Annotated in this window: 19 protein-coding genes, 1 other RNA gene, 1 pseudogene and 1 riboswitch; of the genes and pseudogenes, 12 read left to right on the top strand and 9 right to left on the bottom strand. The window is 42.5% G+C overall.

Going from position 1 to position 19,638, the window contains the following annotated elements; genetic code table 11:
* Positions 1-50 precede the first annotated feature (50 nt).
* The gene (locus BN1067_RS17595) at positions 51-830 is read right to left on the bottom strand and encodes a hypothetical protein (RefSeq protein WP_053220114.1); all 780 of its coding nucleotides are present in this window, start codon (positions 828-830) and stop codon (positions 51-53) included.
* 176 nt (positions 831-1,006) lie between these two features.
* Here BN1067_RS17595 and BN1067_RS17590 point away from each other — a divergent pair, with 176 nt between their 5' ends.
* A complete protein-coding gene (locus BN1067_RS17590; protein WP_053220113.1) occupies positions 1,007-1,897 on the top strand; it encodes a 50S ribosomal protein L11 methyltransferase in 891 nt (296 codons plus the stop codon).
* A gap of 268 nt (positions 1,898-2,165) precedes the next feature.
* The gene (locus tag BN1067_RS17585) at positions 2,166-2,798 is read left to right on the top strand and encodes an SDR family oxidoreductase (RefSeq protein WP_053220112.1); all 633 of its coding nucleotides are present in this window, start codon (positions 2,166-2,168) and stop codon (positions 2,796-2,798) included.
* Positions 2,799-3,104: 306 nt separating this feature from the next.
* On the opposite strand, the gene BN1067_RS17580 is transcribed toward BN1067_RS17585, so the two are convergent.
* From BN1067_RS17580 to BN1067_RS17570, 4 genes and pseudogenes are all read right to left on the bottom strand, one after another.
* Positions 3,105-3,335, bottom strand: a complete 231-nt coding sequence (locus tag BN1067_RS17580; RefSeq protein ID WP_053220111.1) for a hypothetical protein — start codon at positions 3,333-3,335, stop codon at positions 3,105-3,107.
* A 162-nt stretch (positions 3,336-3,497) separates the two neighbouring features.
* Positions 3,498-3,665, bottom strand: coding sequence for a hypothetical protein (locus tag BN1067_RS19985; protein ID WP_199868559.1), 168 nt, complete (start codon positions 3,663-3,665; stop codon positions 3,498-3,500).
* A 124-nt stretch (positions 3,666-3,789) separates the two neighbouring features.
* The gene (locus BN1067_RS17575) at positions 3,790-4,308 is read right to left on the bottom strand and encodes a hypothetical protein (RefSeq protein ID WP_053220110.1); all 519 of its coding nucleotides are present in this window, start codon (positions 4,306-4,308) and stop codon (positions 3,790-3,792) included.
* Between the two features lie 614 nt (positions 4,309-4,922).
* Positions 4,923-5,216: pseudogene (locus BN1067_RS17570) on the bottom strand (transposase); the annotation flags it as partial.
* 666 nt (positions 5,217-5,882) lie between these two features.
* Between BN1067_RS17570 and BN1067_RS17560 the strand changes: the two are divergent.
* Positions 5,883-6,080 (top strand): YwbE family protein, encoded by a 198-nt coding sequence (locus BN1067_RS17560; protein ID WP_053220108.1) that lies wholly within the window; start codon positions 5,883-5,885, stop codon positions 6,078-6,080.
* Positions 6,081-6,141: 61 nt separating this feature from the next.
* Here the strand turns inward: BN1067_RS17560 and BN1067_RS17555 are convergent, their stop codons facing one another.
* Positions 6,142-6,930, bottom strand: a complete 789-nt coding sequence (locus BN1067_RS17555) for an HAD family hydrolase (protein ID WP_053220107.1) — start codon at positions 6,928-6,930, stop codon at positions 6,142-6,144.
* Between the two features lie 162 nt (positions 6,931-7,092).
* On the opposite strand from BN1067_RS17555, the gene BN1067_RS17550 reads away from it, so the two are divergent.
* The 4 genes from BN1067_RS17550 to ssrS all read left to right on the top strand — a co-directional run bounded on the left by BN1067_RS17550 (position 7,093) and on the right by ssrS (position 10,222).
* Positions 7,093-8,436, top strand: coding sequence for a hypothetical protein (locus BN1067_RS17550; RefSeq protein WP_053220106.1), 1,344 nt, complete (start codon positions 7,093-7,095; stop codon positions 8,434-8,436).
* A gap of 124 nt (positions 8,437-8,560) precedes the next feature.
* Positions 8,561-9,631, top strand: a complete 1,071-nt coding sequence (locus BN1067_RS17545) for a C45 family autoproteolytic acyltransferase/hydolase (RefSeq protein WP_053220105.1) — start codon at positions 8,561-8,563, stop codon at positions 9,629-9,631.
* A gap of 162 nt (positions 9,632-9,793) precedes the next feature.
* On the top strand, positions 9,794-9,973 hold the full coding sequence (locus BN1067_RS17540; RefSeq protein ID WP_053220104.1) for an aspartyl-phosphate phosphatase Spo0E family protein: 180 nt from the start codon (positions 9,794-9,796) through the stop codon (positions 9,971-9,973).
* A 62-nt stretch (positions 9,974-10,035) separates the two neighbouring features.
* Positions 10,036-10,222: non-coding RNA, 6S RNA (gene ssrS, locus BN1067_RS17535), on the top strand.
* An 86-nt stretch (positions 10,223-10,308) separates the two neighbouring features.
* Here ssrS and BN1067_RS17530 read toward each other — a convergent pair.
* Complete coding sequence (locus tag BN1067_RS17530; protein ID WP_053220103.1) at positions 10,309-11,187, bottom strand: SDR family oxidoreductase; 879 nt, start codon at positions 11,185-11,187, stop codon at positions 10,309-10,311.
* Positions 11,188-11,520: 333 nt separating this feature from the next.
* Here BN1067_RS17530 and BN1067_RS17525 point away from each other — a divergent pair, with 333 nt between their 5' ends.
* Together BN1067_RS17525 and BN1067_RS17520 are read left to right on the top strand one after the other, a co-directional pair.
* On the top strand, positions 11,521-12,267 hold the full coding sequence (locus tag BN1067_RS17525; RefSeq protein ID WP_110943551.1) for a nucleotidyltransferase domain-containing protein: 747 nt from the start codon (positions 11,521-11,523) through the stop codon (positions 12,265-12,267).
* Between the two features lie 213 nt (positions 12,268-12,480).
* Positions 12,481-13,005: an HAD-IIIA family hydrolase gene (locus tag BN1067_RS17520; protein WP_053220102.1), complete on the top strand. Its 525-nt coding sequence runs from the start codon at positions 12,481-12,483 to the stop codon at positions 13,003-13,005.
* 295 nt (positions 13,006-13,300) lie between these two features.
* Here BN1067_RS17520 and BN1067_RS17515 read toward each other — a convergent pair whose 3' ends face one another.
* Complete coding sequence (locus tag BN1067_RS17515) at positions 13,301-14,431, bottom strand: 5-methyltetrahydropteroyltriglutamate--homocysteine S-methyltransferase (protein WP_053220101.1); 1,131 nt, start codon at positions 14,429-14,431, stop codon at positions 13,301-13,303.
* A 69-nt stretch (positions 14,432-14,500) separates the two neighbouring features.
* Positions 14,501-14,606, bottom strand: a riboswitch (SAM riboswitch).
* 164 nt (positions 14,607-14,770) lie between these two features.
* Between BN1067_RS17515 and BN1067_RS17510 the strand changes: the two genes are divergently transcribed.
* Complete coding sequence (locus BN1067_RS17510) at positions 14,771-15,730, top strand: alpha/beta hydrolase (RefSeq protein WP_053220100.1); 960 nt, start codon at positions 14,771-14,773, stop codon at positions 15,728-15,730.
* Positions 15,731-16,068: 338 nt separating this feature from the next.
* Here BN1067_RS17510 and BN1067_RS17505 read toward each other — a convergent pair whose 3' ends face one another.
* On the bottom strand, positions 16,069-17,601 hold the full coding sequence (locus tag BN1067_RS17505) for a glycine betaine uptake BCCT transporter (RefSeq protein WP_053220099.1): 1,533 nt from the start codon (positions 17,599-17,601) through the stop codon (positions 16,069-16,071).
* Positions 17,602-18,006: 405 nt separating this feature from the next.
* Here BN1067_RS17505 and BN1067_RS17500 point away from each other — a divergent pair, with 405 nt between their 5' ends.
* Together BN1067_RS17500 and BN1067_RS17495 are read left to right on the top strand one after the other, a co-directional pair.
* A complete protein-coding gene (locus BN1067_RS17500) occupies positions 18,007-19,311 on the top strand; it encodes an MBL fold metallo-hydrolase (RefSeq protein WP_234400726.1) in 1,305 nt (434 codons plus the stop codon).
* A complete protein-coding gene (locus tag BN1067_RS17495; protein ID WP_053220097.1) occupies positions 19,308-19,574 on the top strand; it encodes a DUF3006 domain-containing protein in 267 nt (88 codons plus the stop codon). The genes BN1067_RS17500 and BN1067_RS17495 overlap by 4 nt, the downstream gene beginning before the upstream one ends.
* Positions 19,575-19,638: the final 64 nt, after the last annotated feature.

Genomic DNA, 19,638 nt, shown 5'->3' with positions numbered 1-19,638 from the left:
TCATCGTTCTGTTTTGCTTTGGGCGTTGTGCGTTTATCCTAGCCCTGTTGTTATTCTTTTTCCAAATCATAGACACCTTCAGGGCTATGTAGTTTGACATGCCTTTCATCTATGACTTCCAAGTTTACCTCTTTTGCAACAAGCTCTGTATCTTCCTCTTGATTGGAAAGTAGCATGCCGGAAAAGGATTGGTCAGAATGATGGTTGATAGCCAGAACCAGTTCCTGGTTATCACTTGTAATATGAACGTTATTGGTTAATCCTTTCGTAAAAGTGACTGTCTGTCTTGATTCTATTTCTCTCCAATCACCATATAAGTTGTCCAGGGCCAGGTTTTTAAACGCTTGAAACGTGTAGGAAGCAGTGCCGTCAATCGTTAACTCTGCAGTTGTTCCCCCCGTTTTTTCGAGTCTGGCGTTTCTTCCCTGCCATTCCGGAGAATCTTCCGGTGATTTGACGATTTTACCGAGAATGGCATTGCCATCCTTGTCCTGTATATCCATAAAAAATGTAGTAAGCTTATCTATTTCATTGTCTTCTTCCGACCTGCTGAACTTTTGAAAATGGACTGAACCCAGTCCAAACTCCATGCTTGGCAGCTCGGAGTTCCCCCAGCCGTATTTGTCCATTTCATACAAGTCATTCAGTTCCTTTGTCAGCTGCTCTTCTTCTTTCTCGCCGCGTTGTTTCTGGCTCGCCTCCTCCACTGTCAGCTCCAGTTTATTATCTATTTGATTATCCTTCGTGTGTGATTCTGCGGTGGAACTTGCCTGACAACCTGCAAGTAATGCAGCAATGACTACGGGAAGGAACAGGGTCTTTTTTTCCAAAATAACACTCCTATAATAACTAAAATTGCCGATAGAATTGCCTAGTATAGTGTATCAGTTTTGCTGTTTTTTTTATAGAAGAAATTTTTTAGGAAAATCAGCAAGTCTGGTCGGTTGAAAAGCTGTCAGAGAAATCCTTATACTTGGGAGTACAAGAAAAGGAAAGGAATTTGACAATGTTACATGAATTCGTAGTCCAAGTAGGGGCAGATAGAGTGGAAGAATCGATTGAGAAGTTGACAGCATTCGGCTTATATAACCTTTATTACGAGCCGCCGATCGAGATCATCCAAGTTGAAAATGGTTATGATTATCAGGAAATGGAACAAGAATATGCGGAAATAAAAGTATATGCGGAGGAAAACAGTGTGCCCGGTCTTCCAGAGGAATATTTCACACTGATTGAACAAGCATTGGAGGTTCCAAAAGAAAAAATTGCTTACCGGAAAGTGGACAAGCAGGAGTGGGATACATCTTTTACAGATATTGATTTGGGAAATGGCTGGGTGCTTTGTTACTCTGGCGATGAAACGAAGTATACCGATCAGCACGTATTGAAATTTGAGCCCCAAGCTGCATTTGGTACTGGTCTCCATGAAACTACACAAGATTGCCTGCGCATCCTGTTATCGATGGAGCTATCCGGAAAAACTGTTCTCGATCTGGGAACCGGTTCAGGGGTATTATCGGTAGCGGCGGGGTTGAAAGGTGCAAATTCGTTGACCGCTGTCGATTATGAGCCGGTAGAAAGAGAAATTCGACTGAATGCCGAGCTAAATAATTTGCAACAGCCGCTGCTAGTAGAAGAGGCAGACCTTCTGGACGGTGACTATCTCGTGTCAGAGGAATACGACTTCATCATCATCAATATTGGTGCGGATGAAACAAGAAAGATAATGGATCGACATCAGTTGGCAGAAAAAAGCGATCTTTTCCTTATCTCGGGTATCGTCGAGTGGAATGTGACAAGTGTTCTTACAGCCTTTCGACAAGCTGGTTTTTCTGTAAAGGAAAAACGACAGACCAATGAATGGATGACAATCTTGTTTGAAAAAAGGCCAGGATAAGCAAGGCTAAAAAAAGTGTTCGCGGATAATTTTTCCATGATAGAGTATTTTATAGGGTGAAAAAGGGCAACTTGTATGCTTTTTTCCCGAGGAAGCAAGAAGACCGGTTAACAACAATAATTTATTCAGCCCTTGGCTGTCATGGCAAGCATCATCGTTTCAAAGTATTACGTCGGTTTTAGGTCCAGGCCAAATCGGGAAGAAACGCTGTGCGTATGTTTTTTTCTTTGTATAGACAGGGACTAAATTTAAAGAAGGAGAGATGATCATGAAGGTTTTCGTAGCTGGTGCAAATGGCCATACCGGCCGCTTGATTTTGCAGTATTTAGTAGAGCGCGGCCATGAAGCATATGGGATGGTACGAGATGAGCAGCAGGCTCCCCGATTGAAAAATATAGGTGCACACGTTGTGACCGGTGATTTGGAAAAGGATTTATCTGATCTCGTGAAGGGTATGGACGCGGTAATTTTTGCAGCTGGATCCGGCTCAAAAACCGGTCCCGAAAAAACGAAAGATGTCGATCGAGATGGAGCAATCAACTTGATCGATGCGGCAAAACAGCAAGGTATCGACCGTTTTGTCATGCTCAGTTCGATATTCGCTGATCAGCCTGATGTAGCGGAGGGGACGTTCGGTTACTATCTGCAAATGAAAGGGGAAGCCGATGAATACCTGCGGAAAAGTGGCTTGACGTATACCATTGTCCGGCCGGGAGGTTTGACACATGAGGCACCAACTGGTCGAGTTCAGGCTGCTGAGGACGTTGAAAGAGGTTCTATCAGCCGAGATGATGTAGCAAATGTAATCGTGTCTTCTTTGGAAGAAACAAACACTTACCAGAAATCTTTTGATGTAATAGAAGGGGAAGTAGAGATTCTGGAAGCGTTGAAACAGCTGTAAACATAAAAAGGGACTGGGACAAAAACATCGTGATCCAATATAAAATCCGAACGATTCCAATTCGTTCGGATTTTTGGTTGAAAAAATAAACCGTTCTTCCATTCACTTTTAAAAAGAGCACCCTCCACTCCGGCTCCCACTAGAATCTGAGTCCCTTACCTTGGTTGGAGATATTTTCTCTTTTGGTATGTTTTCCGTGGTGTCAATTGTGAACCCGGGCCCGTGGAAAGCGCAGTACCTTGCCGTAGCGATACGAAGCAGGCATCGAAATCGTGCTTTGGTGGCTATACTTTTGACCCGGCCACTTTATATCCAAACGCCTATTAAATAAACAAAAATACCAAGGATCAAGCTGCCGATAGCAGGCACCAGTGTTTTCGACCGACTGACCAGATTCATCAACCCAAGGTAAAAGAAGAAAATGGCGATGTAGGTAAATGGAGAAACCATTTGGAAGACAGATGCTAAGAAAAGCAGAAGAAGGGCCACAAGAGTATGTAATCCGGCCAGTTTTCCAGAGTGTTTTCTTGCTGTCATGACAATCGATCCTTTCAGTTTGATTCCCTGCCATTATACGCCAATTTCCAACGGAGGGGAAATCGATCGCAAAAAAAGGCGAAAAGGGGAGTGGCCCGAAATTACCTTTCCGCCTTATATAATAGAAAGGAGACTAAAATTGGAGAACACTAATCACATTTCCTACAGCTGTTTCTTCACCGCTTGAACAGCGCCTGTAAAGCGTTCTTTCAGATTATCAAGATTAGGTCGCCTACCGGCCGCCTTCTCCAACATCTGTTGCTTTCTGGATTGAATTGAAGCGCCAAGCTCTTTCAACTTGGCCTGGTGAGTAGATACCTTTGATAGCATACGTTTTATCCCTCCTTCCATACTATAGCGTATGGAAAGGATGCTACTTTGCTAGTATGTTTCTACTAGAATATCCGACCATTTTTGGAAGAAGTCTATTAGATTCCAGCTGGGTAACGTTCGTTTAGTTATCCTTATTATCATTCATCATGTCCGACAACATTTTCGTCATCGATTTGAATTTTTCCTCGTCGTTTAGCATATCCTTCATCGCGCCGAAGGCTTCTTTGGAAAGCTTGGGATCGTTGAGAACCTTCTCCATCAATTTGCTGCTATCTTCACCAGAAGAGAAATTTTTCAATAAATCACTAAAATCTTTGTTCGCCATTTGTTTTACCACTCCATTCACAAAGTTTTTCGGAAAATGATTCCGTACATATTGAAACGCCTGCCGAAGACCATTTCTTACTTGGGGGGTGTTAAGTGTCTGGTATAACCCATGCAGTTTTTCCATCGAATCGGTGTTGAGTTTCTTTGCCTGCCATTCAACTTTCAAGCGATCCATAAACGAAGATGGATCGATCAAAGCTGTTTGAGGTAGTTCTTTATGATTGCCTTCTAGCATTTTTCGCTGTTCTTGAACATCGGTTATTTGCCTGAATCCGTTAGCGGTTTTTTCATAAAAGAGCGTCCTTTGTGCCATTATTTCACCATCCTTCTTTATACTTTCTCTACATAAGTACGTAGCGGGGAAGGTTTCGTCCGTGTGAATGTCTAGTACATTTCTCACTTTTTGAAAATAGATGTTAATCCTTGCTTCTAGCAGTTCACATGACTATTTTTGTGGAAATCCGCACTATTATGGCTTTTTCGTCTATACCAAGTATTGGAGTTTTCATAGGTTGTTAATGTGAGGCCTCACCGAAAAACTTTTTAATAGAATAGAGGTGATAAGGCATGGCTATCGTAGCTGCAATCCTATTGTTGTTCTTCTGGTTTGTAGTATTTACACCAATTATTCTATTAATTGCTGTTTTGGCTGCCCTTGGCATCTAAAACCGACAATATAAGCCAGCTTCTCACTCCTCATCCAGGAAAGATGCTGTACGGTAGAGGAAAAGGGCAATGACGACTCGTCATCGCCCTTTTACATACGGTCATAGAGGTGCTGGGAAAGCACGAAAATAAGCAATAGCATACTGGGAGTCAACTGAAAAACTGAAGTTTTATGATAGGTAGAATTTTAAGAAAGCGGTCAGTGCGGAAATAAATTTCCACACTGACCGCTTTTCCTCTAATTTTAGAGGTTTGTGCCCTCTATTCCTTCATTAGTTTAACGATTCGTTTTACGTTTGCCGTAAAAATCGCCATCGCACCTTGAATGCGCATGCCTTCGAGACCCGAAGATGAGGCGGCCTCATATCCGCATCTATGCTTCCATTCGCTATTTTTAGCTTCAATCTTATATCGTTCCTTCGCCCTTTCTTTAAAGGTATCACTGTTTTGAAAGGTGAGTTGATCCATATGTTCTTCGGATTTTAAGCTGACCGAATAACTTTTAGTTTTGGCACCAGGTTTATAACACCCTTTCTGAAGGGACGCGGTATCGCAGAGGCCTTCATACTGAGTTAAACTAATGGATAATTGACGGTCTAGCATCGAATCTCTCCCTTTTATGTATTCCATTCATGTACAAGAAAAAAGAGTGATTTTCTTTTTTAAATCAAAGAGAGATTGGCCCTTGGTAATTCCACGATGAGCGAGCGGTGGAGACGCCTGCAGGAACAGCGCGAGCCGAAGATCCACTTGGTCAAGTGATTTTCTCGACCAAGTTAGCTGAGGCCGTGCCCGCGACAAGCATCCACCGACAAGCGATTCGCGGAATCAACTACGAGCGTTGACAGCCGCTTTAGATTAAAAGGACTTTAACAGTGGACTCGCATACGGGTCATTCCTTTTTACGATGGTTTTATCTTTCATCATTCCGGCTTTCCAAAACCCTGGAAATCTTCATCGAATATTTGTTCGAATTTGTCAGACTCGACAACTTCTTTGATGTCTTTTACATACTGTTTATCAACGTCAGCAGTGTTTACCACGACACGATTTCGATAATCATCAGGCATGTTTTCGAGAGCATGGCATCTAATAAGTTTGCCACTGTATTTTAATTGGAAAAATCTAAAAATTTTATCATTACAAAGATGCCAGTCTTTTATGGAAACAGGCGTCTTTTCATGATAAGATGCAAACACCGACAAGCGAGGAGTGACCAATATGGATGGTAGAAAACGCGAGCTTATAAAACGAGGGGATACGGTCGATATCGTGTTGAAGAAAGACCAGCGGACAGGAAAGCTGACTAGGGGAGTTGTGCAAGACATACTCACGAATTCAAGGGAACACCCCCATGGAATTAAAGTGCGTTTGGAAGATGGACAGGTCGGAAGGGTCAAGTCCATCCTTAAGGATTGAAAAATAGGAAACAACGAAAGAGGAGCTGCCCATCATCTCAAAATAGATGGGCAGCTCCTTTTTATTTTACCAGTCCCAAGCTTTGTAAACCTTTATAGATTCCGGAATCTTCTACAGTCGATGTCCGATGCTTGGCATACTGGAAAAGGTCGGGATGAGCATTCCCCATGGCAAATCCTTCGCCGACAGCCTGCATCAATTGTTTGTCATTCATGCCGTCACCGAATGCTATCGCGCTTTCTTTTGGGATATCCAGTCTTTTAAGTAACTTGGTTACAGCCTTTCCTTTATTGACACTGTCTCTAATCACGTCATAGCAGTGGTCAAGTCCGCTGACATTTACTTGGGAAAAATCGATGTCATCCTCCACTTTGTAGAGAGCAGGGTCTGTTTTGGATAGTTTCATCAGGGTAACACCTAAAATCTCATCCATCACTTCCGGTCCGAAGAGGGCGTTTTTTTTCAATTCAAAAACATCGATGAATTGCTTTACGACATCCGATTCCAACGATGTGTAATAATTTTTCTCACTTGTGTAAAGTACCATTTCATGACCATGACTGCTGGCCGTTTCGCTAAATTTGCGTACGGTTTCAGCCTTCAGCGGTTCGTCGACAATCACTTCATCCTGATAGATAGCGAAAGCACCGTTATAACCGATAAAAGAATGAATGTCGAGGTCCGCTGCTATGTCGGCAATTTCATGGAGAGGACGACCGGTTGCAAGAAAGACTTCCACGCCTTTTTCTTTCACCTCTCGTACTGCTTGTCTTGTCGAATCCTGGATTGTATGGTCGGAACGTAGAATCGTCCCATCGATGTCTAAAAACAAAACCTTGTAGTCGCTCATGTGATTCTCCTTTTTGCTGCAAATAATTATACGTTAACTAGATAGAATCTTACCATATCTCTTGATATTATTGAAAAGATGCCACCCGTCTTTTCCTCATCATTCGTACAAGGCTATGCTAAAATAGGTAAAAGCACGAAAATAAAACACGGGAGAGTGGATATGAAAAGTGTACATAGACGGACGAAGGTAATAGATTTCCGGGATGACGATTTTATAGAAAAGATTAATCAACTCGGGATAAGAGACGATTTCTTATTGATAGCAGCTATGGAAGTGCAATCTCCTTCCAGGGTTGTGCTGGGGGAACTATTTTTGAATGATGAATTTGAACTGGAGGATCCTGGAATTAATGGACGTCTGGTACCAGAGGTGTTGGATAATCTTACGAAGATAGTAAGTAACTTGAAAGCAGTCCGTTTTTATGTAGGACAGGAACATTATTCTGTTCAGACGCCGAGCAAGGAAGAGATACAGCTTAAGGTTGACGAAATAAATCGCCACTATGATTGTCTGGGCAGTGAAAAAATTCAACGATGGCTTTATGAGAATAATTCAGATTATCGTGGCAAAATAATATCCGCCCAGGCAGTAACTGAACAGATTTTTCAAACCGTCTATGTATCCAATTTGGAATTTACTGATTTACAAGCGACTGCTGCCGATTATTTGCAGATACCTAAAACCGACAGTCCCATTCAGATAACCAAAGCTAAGGAGGACAAAGTGTATGTCGGCCTGCTGCTCCATGGCAATAAAGTGGAATGGAAAAAAACGGAACATAGCAAAAAAGAATTACAGGATAAGCTCGATCGAGAATACAGAGAATGGTGGCGTATACATAAGGATAAAGCGGACTTATGCAACAGAATAATTGTTCCGCTTGATATACAGCAAGATCAAACCTTCATTGCTATAAGCCATTATGCTTTTCCTGGATTCGGAGGTAACTTTAAGTCAGGACGGGTGCGATTCAACGTTTGTTCGAGCTTCTTAGAAGGGATGCTATCCAAAGATTACTTGCAAAAGCAAAACAAACTACGGAATAGCAGCCAAATCGAATTTTTTATACTACTCGACGGGAATCTCGATATTGTTTACACTTTGGGGCTTAACGATCGATATTGCCAAAAGTGCGAAGAATTTCATTATCCGCTGCCAGAACATTTCCTTCTGAATGACGGCCAAGGAAAATACAACACGTTCATCCGTCAGAGGCACATTTCTGTAGAAGTTGGTTTCTTGAATAAAACGAAGTATTTGTTCGATGAATTTGATTGTCCCGATTGTGGAGAAGGGATGAAAAAAGTTTATCAAGTATTCCAATCACCTTCTAAAACAAAAGGGCACCCAACTCTCGATGAGGACGAACATGAAATGGACGATTACCTTTCGATGGAAGCAAAAATGGAAGCGGAAGAGAGAAGCAGCCAGCATGAGCTGGAGTGGGTTACAGAACAAGATCAATCTATATTTGAACGCAGCCCCATTGATGAGGATTGGTAATGCGTAAACACCAGGCTATTGGTGGTCCATATAAACCGAAACAATCAGCCTTTTTCCATTTCTTTTTTTGAAAATTTTCGTTATCCTTGTGAACATATACAAATGGGTTAAAGAGGGGAAGCAGATGAAGCAAATATATAGTACGATCATCCAATTTCGCGGAAGCCACTATGAATTTGGCTGGAAACAAGGAGAAGAATTGAAAGACTCTTTGACGGTGAAAAACCGGGAAAAGCAGTGGAAGGTACGAAAACCACGATTTACCGTCGATGAGGAAGAGGCGAAACAGGCTATTAATCGATTTGCTCCAGGTGTCTGGCAGGAATTACTCGGACTTCGAGATTCTTTGGAATGGCCGATGCAACAGGTATTAATGGAGTTTGGCGGGTATCGTGTCGAGTATGAGAAATCAGGATGCTCGATTGTTACTGGAGACAATTTTTTAGTGCGGAATTACGATTATCACCCCAAAACATATGAAGGACGTTACGTGATGTTCCAGCCGACCGATGGAGGATATGCCATCGTGGGCCCTTCGCAACGCATCACAGGTCGTCCTGATGGTATCAATGAGAAGGGGCTGATACTTGGCTATAACTTTATGCATCGGAAAAAACCGGGTAATGGATTTATTTGTGCCATGATCGGCCGGCTTGTACTGGAATCGTGTGCCAATGTAAAAGAAGCCGTCGCGATGTTGAAAGAAATCCCGCATCGTCATTCGTTCAGTTATATTGTGTACGATGCCAGTGGTGAAACATTTGTTGTGGAAGCATCTCCAAGAGGGATTGAAGTGCGGCAGTCCAAAGTATGTACCAATCATTTTGAAATCATGAAACAAGAAAACCGCAACTATTTAGTGGACTCTGAACGTCGTCATAGAATTATCGAAGGAGAACGCCATTCCTTTAAAGACGGTTATGATGCATTTCGGCTGATGAATGATTCGGATAAAGGGGTTTTTTCCGATCAATATCGTAATTGGGCCGGCACAATCCATACATCGGCATACTTCCCAAGAGAAATGAAAGCATGGTTTGCGCTTGGCGGAAACCAGGAACCAACAGAATTGGATATAAAGGCGTGGTTGGAAGGTAGTAACTATCCAGCCGAACAAATAATTGGAGAGGTTGATACCGACATTCCGTTCGTCCACATGGATGAAGGTGCCAGCTGGATGAATGGGAAACGATAAGGTTGGAATGGATAGCAGGAGCTATCCATTTTTTTATTATAAAAAAATCTGCAAGATGACAAGTGTTGGGAATTTGTAATATAACGCGTGATTTTTCCATTCTTTTGCCACAATATACTGGGATAATGAAAGAACAGACTTTCCCGGAGGATGGTTTTACTTATGGGCAAATATGAGGAAACGATTGGGGAAATGAAAGCAAAGATAGATCAAAAACGTAAAAAATTATATGAGATAGCCAACATAAAGGGTCTTACCAGTTCAGAAGTATTGAAATGCAGTGAAGAATTGGATCAAATGATTTTTGCCTTACAGCACAAGAAGTGTGAGCACCGAAAATAAATAATATGGGGATTGGAAAAAAAGACCATTGCAATTATTTTAAGGGTGCTGTATTATATGAATACAAGCTGCGTTGTACGTAATGATAATAAGTTTTAACCTTTAAACTGTAATAGGGAGTTTTAAATAGAATGTGGAATGTCATGCCTCCACGATAGAGGAAGACAGGAAGGATTCTGCGAACACCCACTTTGAGGAGTGGTGGTTTAAAACTTTATTACGTGAGGTTACGGCAATTGTGGCTCTAATAATGAATGTAAACAGCCAGTCCGGTCAATGGGCTGGCTTTTTGAATGACAATATCCCCTGTCTACTAGGACGGGGGATATTTTTGTTTAAGAGGAAGTATACATACCGCCATTTATATGAATGAATTGTCCAGTCATATAGGCGCTTTCGTCTGATGCAAGCAGGATATAGCTTCCTACATGATCTGCGGGCTGTCCCGGCCGGCCAAGTGGCGCATTGTTTCCGAACTCGCTGATTTGGTCCTCCGGAATTGTGGCCGGAATCAATGGTGTCCAAATCGGTCCTGGTGCTATGCCGTTCACTCGAATGCCCTGTGGCGCAAGCTCCTGTGCGATCGACCGGGTGAAAGCAACAATCGCTCCCTTTGTAGAAGTATAATCTACTAGTTGTTTGTTGCCGACATAGGCATTGATCGAAGCGGTATTGATAATGGTACTGCCCGTTTTTAAGTGCGGGATAGCCGCCTGGGTAATGTAAAACATAGAGAAAAAGTTGACGTCGAATGTTCTCCGTAACTGAGCAGGGCTGATATCACGGACATTTTGTTTTACTTCCTGTCGGGCTGCATTATTCACCACAATATCCAGTTTTCCATGCTGATTGACTACGTCCTCTACCAGCTGGTTACAAAAATTTTCGTCCCCAATATCTCCCGGGTGAAGGGTGCATGTGACACCTTCTTGTTCTATCCGTTGTTTGGTAGCTTCTGCATCTTTGTGTTCATCTAAATAAGCAATGGCGACATGGGCGCCTTCTTTTGCATAACCGATAGCAACAGCTTTACCTATCCCACTGTCTCCTCCGGTGATTAACGCAACCCGATCCTTTAATTTTCCGCTGCCGACATGGCTTTCTACTTCATAAATCGGTTTAGGATCCATTTCTGATTCCAATCCTGGCTGACGGGATTGCTGCTGGGTAGGAATGCCGTCAGACAGAGGCGTTTGTTTGCTTAATTCATCCATATCTAATTCCTCCTTGAATTGTTGCATTGGACTCTTTTTGGATATACCCCTTTCCATTGTGCAGGAAACAAGAACAGAGGTTTGTTTTTCCTTTCCTTAACATGTGTGATATTGCTCTCTTTTTATGTTGGTAACCGAGAAGGATTCATGGTATTCAGCTGGTGAGATTTTTAAACAATCATATCCGGATGGTTTCCAGCTATTCGTCATTATGGTAGCCTTAACTTATCGAAAATTTCCAATAAGCGTCGGTAAAAAATATTAACGACGCAGGTCATGAATCATCAGATGTATTTCTAGATTGTTGGGAGAATGTGGAGAAGAGGTGTCGGAATGGAGCAATCAAGACTGACAGCAGAAACAGCGGCAAGAAAATTTATAAGCAAACATTTCCCAGATTGCCAGGGAGCGATATTGGCAGGGAGTGTGGTAAGAGGAGAAGCTACTACTGCTTCTGATTTAGACATCATCGTTTTCGATAGTCGGTTATCCGGAGCTTATCGAGAGTCTTTTATAGAATTTGATTGGCCGATCGAGGTCTTCGTCCATACGTTTCATTCTTATAAAAAGTATTTTCAACAAGATATCGATCGAGCTCGGCCATCCTTGCCCCGTATGGTGTTTGAAGGCATTGTGCTGAAAGACACGGAAAAGCAAATTCCGGGGATAAAAAAAGAAGCAGAGGAACTGTTGTCGGCTGGTCCTAAATCCTGGACTACTAGAATGATAGCGCAAAAACGTTATTTTCTTACCGATGTACTTGATGACTTTATTGGAAGTCATCATCGCGCTGAAGATTTACTGATTGCAAGCACACTGGCTCAACTAACGAGTGAATTTTATTTGCGGGTCAACAGGCAATGGATAGGAGCTTCCAAGTGGATACTACGCGCTCTGCGGCAATACGACATTGATTTTGCGGAACGGTTTACGCTGGCCTTCGACAGCTTCTACCGAACCGGCGATAAAGAGGAAATAATTCAGATTGTGGATAGCGTTTTGGATCCTTATGGAGGACGGTTGTTTGCTGGGTTTTCTCTCGGGAAGGATGACTCCCTTCAAAAGGAGGTTAGAAAATAACAATGCTTGATTACTTATACAAGATTATCAGAACACTTTTTCTGGATGTAATAGCTTGTATTAAAGGATTTATTTATGGCTTTGTGGTCATCGGATTAACCATGTTTGGACTTGGAGCAATTACTTATTTATTGATAATGGTAAAAAATGTTATCTGGTGATATGGGGGGAGAATAAACGAAATAGAAAGTCATTTGCAAGGAGAAGATAAAGATGAATAAGATTGATGCTGTATTTATAGATCGGGACGGAACAATAGGTGGAGATGATACGGTACATTATCCTGGCACATTTGAATTATATCCTTTTTCGCTAAAAACGATCAGGCGATTGACTAATGATGGTGTAAATGTTTTTTCTTTCACTAATCAACCAGGTATTTCACGTGGAGAAGCAACGATACAGGAATTTACGGAAGAATTGCAACGTTTTGGTTTTACGGATGTTTATATATGCCCGCACGGACCAGATGATAAATGCCCTTGTAGAAAACCAGAGCCAGGGATGCTGCTACAGGCTGCGGATGATTACGGGCTCAATCTGAATAAAACAGTTGTCATCGGAGATCGATGGAGTGACATGGCGGCGGCCGACGAGGTACATGCAATTAAAATCATGGTGGAAACGGGTGCAGGGATAGCTACTTTAGAAGAGAAACCTTCCAAACTTGAAAAGATGAAAATTGACTACATAGCAAAAAATCTAGAAGATGCTGTTGAATGGCTATCTCATACATAGTTAGAAGAAAGCCTGAAAAATCTAGTTGGAGAATAAACAACATTCCAATCCATAAAGAAGGCTGCTGGAAGCATCAATGTCCAGCAGCCTTCTTTTATTTTATAGTATTGAAATACGTGTACACCCTGTTTCCACGTCATTCTTCTAAGACACTAGGTCAGAGAATAGTTTAAACCAAACCACGAGCAATTTCTTGCAAGCTCTCGATCTGCCTTTAGGAGTTGTCGGCCATGAAGGCAGCATCATTCTAGTTATCTTAAATGGGTTGAAACTTTTACGATAGCTGGAAAGAATGTCAGCTATTCCAGACATCATTGGCGATTTCAATAACATGGCGCAATTTAGCCCATTGTTCCTCCTCTGTCAGTAGGTTGCCTTCTTCCGTGGAAGCAAAACCACACTGCGGACTTAAACAAAGCTGGCTTTTGTCTACATATTCAGCTGCTTGCGCGATACGTTTTTTAACCAATTCTTTTGTTTCCAGTTCGCCATGCTTGGAAGTAATCAGACCTAAAACTATCTGTAAATCGGAGCGGTGGACGAAGCGAAGCGGACTAAATCCTCCGGAACGGTCATCGTCATATTCGAGAAACAGACCGTCTACATCGAGGCCGCCAAAAATAACTTCCGACACCGCGTCATAGCCGCCGGAAGCAGCCCAGGTAGACTTATAATTTCCCCGGCAAATATGCATGGTGATCGTCATGTCATCTGGACGGTCCGCAATCGATTCGTTTATACATCGGGCAAAAAAGCGGCTCAACTCGTCTGGATCCTGTCCTCTTTCGCGAATCTGGGTGCGACCGTCTTCCGAGAAGAACAGGGACCAGGAGGTATCATCGAGCTGTAAGTAACGGCAGCCTGCATCGTAAAAGGCTTGGATCGCTTTTTTGTAGGCATCGGTCAAGTCTTTGAATAAGACTTCCCGGTCCTCATAAGGAGGGTATTCCAGCTTGGCACGAAAATGTAGCATATTCGGGCTTGGGATGGTCATTTTTGCAGTGTGGTACCCGGCAATATTATGTAAGAACATATAATCCTCCAGCATAGGATGATTAAGGAAATCCACTTTCCCAGTAACTTTGATGCCGCGGGCTTTCGTTGTGGTACCATGAAACTGGATGCCGCTATTAGGCTGATATGCTTCCACACCCTCAAGTTGTTCCAGAAAATCGAAGTGCCACCAGGCCCGCCGAAATTCTCCATCTGTGACAGCCTCCAGTCCTGCCTGTTTTTGTTTTTCTACCACTCGTACGATTTCTTCATCTTCAATTTTCCTGAGCTGTTCTTGTGTGATTTCTCCTTTTTGTTTTTGAAGACGAGCTTGTTTGATACGTGCCGGTCTTAGAAGGCTTCCGACATGATCTCCTTTAAATGGAGTCTTTTGAATACCTGTTGTGGATTGATTGGTTTGAATGTTATCCATAGGAATCTCCCTTTCTTTTAATAAATAAAAAAGAGCCGTCTAAGAAGAAGGCTCTATCACTCTACATTCTTCTTATCTGTTAGGCGTTAAATGCCTACTGGATTTAGCACCGTGCCGCTTAAGGCTGGTTGCTGAGGTGTCATTGGGCCAGTCCCTTAACCTCTCTTGATAAGCGATTATTCATTTTATTGATTTGGTTGTCCTAAACCTTACACTAAATCAAACAGAAAAACAATAGATATTTTATCATTTTTTTGTGAGAAGAAAGTGAATGCGCTCTCAATAGCTTTCCATTATAATAGGGAAGAAATAGATAAAAGGACCGTAAGAGGGGATAGAATGAAAAAAAGAATAGCCTGGATTATCGGCATTGTTTTTATGTTGTTGGTGATAGTACTGCTTGGAGCAAGCAGCTATTTTTACAATCAAGGAGTAAAACGAGGAGAAAAAGTAGAACTCTACAGCGAAGACCCTGCTGAGCTGCCGAGCAGTGAGATGGATCGTGAGCTCTTGGCTAAAGCCCAAAACTGGTTTGACGGGCAGCAACTTGAAGAAAGGGAAATGACATCATTCGATGGGTTGAAACTTCGGGCCCAGTACCTGGAGAACCCGCAATCCAATGGAAAAGCGGTGATTCTGGCACATGGTTATCGCGGATACGGAGAACAAATGGGCGACCTTGCGAAGTTTTATTATGATCATGGTTTTTCCGTGTTTATGCCGGATGCACGAGGGCATGGAGAGAGTGAGGGCGAATATATTGGATACGGATGGCACGACCGTTTGGATTATGTAGACTGGATTCAGCTGTTACTCGATGATTATGAAATGGATCGCATCTTTTTGCATGGAAATTCCATGGGCGCTGCTTTGGTCCTGATGACCAGCGGGGAGGAGTTGCCTGCTGAAGTGAAAGGAATCATAGCAGATAGCGGTTATACGGATGTCAGTGAGGAACTGTCTCATCAGCTGCGCCATTTATATCACCTTCCTGCTTTTCCTATGATTTCTATTACAAGTGGTATGACGAAGCTTCGGGTAGGCTACTGGTTCGGTGAGGCCTCTGCTGTTAAACAGGTGAAAAAGAATAGCCGCCCTTTGTTTATTATACACGGAGACCAGGATGAACTGGTTCCCACAGAAATGGCCCATCGTTTGTACGAGGCTGCGAATGGGGATAAACAGTTATGGATTGTACCGGGGGCTGGACATACAGATGCCTACGCAGCTGCAACAGCTGAGTTCCAGCGACGCCTGGAACTATTCCTCGATAAAGCATTAGAGTCTAATCATGATTAAAAACTGGAACAAATAGGCAGCGAAAAATTCCATTCTAAGTATTTTGCAATAGGGTTGCACCGCATTTCTGCAGGGCAGCCTTTTTTCTGCTTATCGAGGCTGTCACGGATTTTGGATTATGACTCCATAAAAAATAGTTATCTTTGTACAAATATTTTATTCCCCAGGAAATATCTGAATGGGCAAAAAAGGCAGCAAATAAAGGGTGTGTTCACATCGCCAAAGGATGCTGGAGAACCATCTTCTGATATGACCGTTTATTAGCTTTTTTTTCTCCAAGTTTTATGGAAGAAAAAATATACGACAGCTGAAGGTACAGCTGCCGTATTTTTATACTATTATTCGTTTTTCTTACTCTTTTTCTTTCCTTGATTGATTCGGCCGATTCCCAGTTCACGGGCTTCGCGGTAAAGTGATTTGACAAAGCTTGCGGTCATTAACAGCATAATGATCGAGAATGGAAGCGCAGCAATAATCATCGTGTTTTGCAGTGCCTGCAATCCGCCGGTGTATAAAAGTGCAAGGGCTGTTGCTGATAGTAGAACACCCCAGGTAAGCTTGATGAAATGACCAGGGTTTTGTGATCCGCCTGTCGTCATCATCCCAAGTACGAAGGTACCTGAGTCTGCTGAAGTAATAAAGAATGTACCGATCAGAATCATCGCTACTACAGAGGCAATCATACCGAACGGATAATTAGAAAATACGCCAAACAATGATTCTTCAGTGGCCAAATCAGAAATGTTGGCGATTCCTTCGTGTTCAAGGGAAATGGCGGTACCACCGAAGGTCGAGAACCAGAGAAATCCAATTACTGAAGGGACAAGCAGCACCGTGAAGACAAACTCTCTAATACTGCGTCCCCGGGAAACACGCGCAATAAAGATGCCGACAAATGGCGACCAGGCAATCCACCATGCCCAGTAAAAGATGGTCCAGTCATTGATCCATTGGCGGATATTCGGGTCTAAAGGTGCAATCCGGAAACTCATTTCCGGTAAATGCTGTACGTAGGAACCGAGCGTATTGGTGAAAAGATTCAACAGAAACAATGTCGGTCCCATGATAAAAATCATGGCAAACAGGATGACAGCCAGGATCATATTGGCGTTACTCAGATAGCGAATGCCTTTACTTAGTCCTGTCCAGGCTGAAAGCATGAACAATATGGTTACAATCACTACGATGATAAATTGGATAATAATATTTACAGGAATATTATACAGATAAGACAATCCACCGTTGATTTGGACAGCCCCAAATCCAAGTGTAGTCGCAACCCCCATGACGGTGGCGATTACGGCAAGGATATCGATGACTCTTCCTGTATTTCCTTCCGCTGTTTTTCCGATTAATGGCTGTAATGTCGAACTCACTAAACCAGAACGGTCATGACGAAAATTGAAATAGGCCAGTACAAGGGCGACAATTCCATAAATAGCCCATGCATGGATTCCCCAATGGAAAAACGTAAAACGTAAAGCGTCTTTTATTCCTTGCTGGGTTCCTACTTCTCCAGTCGGCGAATTGATCCCATAGTGGCTGATTGGTTCTGCTGTTCCCCAGAATACCAGCCCAATTCCCATTCCGGCACTGAATAGCATCGCAATCCAAGTAGGCCTGGAGAATTCCGGTTTGTCATCCGGTTTTCCGAGCTTAATTCTTCCGACAGGGCTGAATAATAATACTAAGCAAACAATCACAAATAAGGTCACAACAATTAAATAATACCAGCCAAATTTATTAGCGATGAATGCTTGAATGTTGGTGGTGGCTGTTTCCAAGCCATCAGGCCACGCAACTCCTAAAATAACCAAGATTAGCATAATCCCGGTGGATACTTTAAATACTGGTGTGAACTTCTTCCACATTCTAGTCCATAGCTCCTTTCGTCTCTGAAATAAACAAGAGTAACAGTGCTTTTATCGAATGTACTCTAATAGACTGTACCCCTAAAGCAAGAGAAAAAACGGAAAATGTGTTTGAAATTATAAAAAGCAGGTATGTAGTTAGAAATAAGGAAAGGCTTTTTGGAAAATCAACGTATTCTTTCGATAGCAGATTCCCTTTTTCCCTTAAGGAAATGCTCGGCTTAGGGTACCTCAGCACAAGATTAATATTCATTTTATAAAGTGAACCAGGAAACCCAATGAGGGTTATATGTTGCGTTAGAGCGAGTGCGAAATAGGAATGTAAAAAGAACCTTTTTTCGTCATCGTTTCTTAAAGAAAAGGCAAGAGTAATATGGTAAAATGCAGCTTTAAGGGGGAATTTGGTTGAAAAAGCAATTATTAAGTATCGTATTTATGATGTTTATATTTATTATGACAGGATGCGGGACCGCTGAGCAGGATTCCGTCTCTCTGGATAAACAGGAAAGTCAGACGACAGAGGCGGCAGACAGCGAAAAACAGGGAGATTCTTCAACGGATCCTGAAGCTGTACAAGATATGGAAGAAGCAGGAGATAAGGAAGGTTCTGAAAGCTCTGTTGCCGAGGATACAAAAGAAGAAACGGATACTCAAGCTAGCTCCCTTCCTGAAATGCAGGTCCATTACATCGACGTAGGACAGGCAGATGCCACACTTTTCATGTTCGACACGTACACCCTTTTGCTTGATGCCGGTGACTGGAATAACAATGACGTAATCGAATATTTACATTCGCAAAACGTTTCTCAAATTGATGTAGCCATTGGAACACACCCGGATGCAGATCATATCGGCCAGCTGGACAAAGTCATTAATCAGTTCGAAGTAGACGAAGTTTGGATGTCTGGTAACACAAGTACCTCGGGCACGTATCGCCGGGTACTGGAAGCTATAGATGCCGATCAAACAGGATATGATGAACCGCGTATGGGAGATGTTTTTGATATAGGTGATTTACAGGTTCAGGTTCTTTATCCGGCTTCTATTTCCGGAGAAGTGAATAAGGAATCGCTTGCTTTTAAAATGTCTTACGGCGAAATCGACTTTATTTTTACTGGTGATGCGGAAAGCGCCCAGGAGCAAGAAATGATTGGAAGTGGAACGGATTTAGACGCGGAAGTACTTCAACTGGGGCACCATGGATCCAAAACCTCCACCAGCAAAGCATTTTTAGAAGAAGTCTCACCAGAAACTGCTATTTATAGCGCTGGTAAGGACAATCAGTATGGACATCCTCATCAAGAAGTAGTTGACCGGATAGAGGAATTCGGTGCAGATCTGTTTGGTACGGATGCCCATGGTACGATCATGGTGACGACGGACGGAAAGTCTTATCAAGTAACAACTCATGAAAATGGAAATATCGAACCAGGACAGCCTGAAAGTGATCAGGAAGAGTCGAATCAGGATCAGACGGATTCCAATGAATCTCCCCAAAACTCCAACGGTTCGTGTATTGAAGTTAATAGTGCCGACATGGAGACGATGCAGGAAATTATCCATATTGGTCCGGATAGAGCACAGGAGATAATCGATTTACGTCCGTTTCAATCGATAGACGACTTAACAAATGTTAGTGGTATAGGACCTGCCAGGCTGGATGATATCAAGGAACAGGGAATTGCTTGTATAGGAGGAGGAAAAGCATGAAAGGAATATTGGATCGATTTGAAGACGACAAGTTTGCTGTCATTCTTTCTGAAGAAGAAGAGAAGGAATTTATCCTTGAAAAAAATCAGCTTCCGGAGGGAGCACAAGTACACGACTGGTTAGATTTCACGGTGAAAGATAATGAAATTATCTCGATTCAAATCGACAAGCAGAAAACTAAAGCAAAAAAAGAGGAATCGGAAACAATGCGGAATCGATTGCGTGGAAAATCGAAGGGCAGCAAATTTAAACGGAAAAAATGATGAATAAAAACAAGCTTGAGCTAGCAGCCCAAGCTTGTTTTTTTATTGAGAAGTGGATTTTNCT

Origin of the sequence: Virgibacillus senegalensis (genome assembly GCF_000821245.2) — a bacterium.
Taxonomy (GTDB): domain Bacteria; phylum Bacillota; class Bacilli; order Bacillales; family Amphibacillaceae; genus Sediminibacillus; species Sediminibacillus senegalensis.
The sequence above is the reverse complement of the archived record's forward strand: the minus strand, read 5'-3'. Positions and strand labels throughout refer to the sequence as shown.

Bases quoted from the DNA above. Each gene is read 5' to 3' on its own strand.
- BN1067_RS17585 (WP_053220112.1), top strand. From the start codon at position 2,166: ATGAAGGTTTTCGTAGCTGGTGCAAATGGCCATACCGGCCGCTTGATT.
- BN1067_RS17550 (WP_053220106.1), top strand. From the start codon at position 7,093: ATGAAAAGTGTACATAGACGGACGAAGGTAATAGATTTCCGGGATGAC.
- BN1067_RS17515 (WP_053220101.1), bottom strand. From the start codon at position 14,431: ATGGATAACATTCAAACCAATCAATCCACAACAGGTATTCAAAAGACT.
- BN1067_RS17520 (WP_053220102.1), top strand. From the start codon at position 12,481: ATGAATAAGATTGATGCTGTATTTATAGATCGGGACGGAACAATAGGT.
- BN1067_RS17555 (WP_053220107.1), bottom strand. From the start codon at position 6,930: ATGAGCGACTACAAGGTTTTGTTTTTAGACATCGATGGGACGATTCTA.
- BN1067_RS17510 (WP_053220100.1), top strand. From the start codon at position 14,771: ATGAAAAAAAGAATAGCCTGGATTATCGGCATTGTTTTTATGTTGTTG.
- BN1067_RS17530 (WP_053220103.1), bottom strand. From the start codon at position 11,187: ATGGATGAATTAAGCAAACAAACGCCTCTGTCTGACGGCATTCCTACC.
- BN1067_RS17590 (WP_053220113.1), top strand. From the start codon at position 1,007: ATGTTACATGAATTCGTAGTCCAAGTAGGGGCAGATAGAGTGGAAGAA.
- BN1067_RS17575 (WP_053220110.1), bottom strand. From the start codon at position 4,308: ATGGCACAAAGGACGCTCTTTTATGAAAAAACCGCTAACGGATTCAGG.
- BN1067_RS17545 (WP_053220105.1), top strand. From the start codon at position 8,561: ATGAAGCAAATATATAGTACGATCATCCAATTTCGCGGAAGCCACTAT.
- BN1067_RS17580 (WP_053220111.1), bottom strand. From the start codon at position 3,335: ATGACAGCAAGAAAACACTCTGGAAAACTGGCCGGATTACATACTCTT.
- BN1067_RS17525 (WP_110943551.1), top strand. From the start codon at position 11,521: ATGGAGCAATCAAGACTGACAGCAGAAACAGCGGCAAGAAAATTTATA.
- BN1067_RS17540 (WP_053220104.1), top strand. From the start codon at position 9,794: ATGGGCAAATATGAGGAAACGATTGGGGAAATGAAAGCAAAGATAGAT.
- BN1067_RS17495 (WP_053220097.1), top strand. From the start codon at position 19,308: ATGAAAGGAATATTGGATCGATTTGAAGACGACAAGTTTGCTGTCATT.
- BN1067_RS19985 (WP_199868559.1), bottom strand. From the start codon at position 3,665: ATGCTATCAAAGGTATCTACTCACCAGGCCAAGTTGAAAGAGCTTGGC.
- BN1067_RS17505 (WP_053220099.1), bottom strand. From the start codon at position 17,601: ATGTGGAAGAAGTTCACACCAGTATTTAAAGTATCCACCGGGATTATG.
- BN1067_RS17560 (WP_053220108.1), top strand. From the start codon at position 5,883: ATGGATGGTAGAAAACGCGAGCTTATAAAACGAGGGGATACGGTCGAT.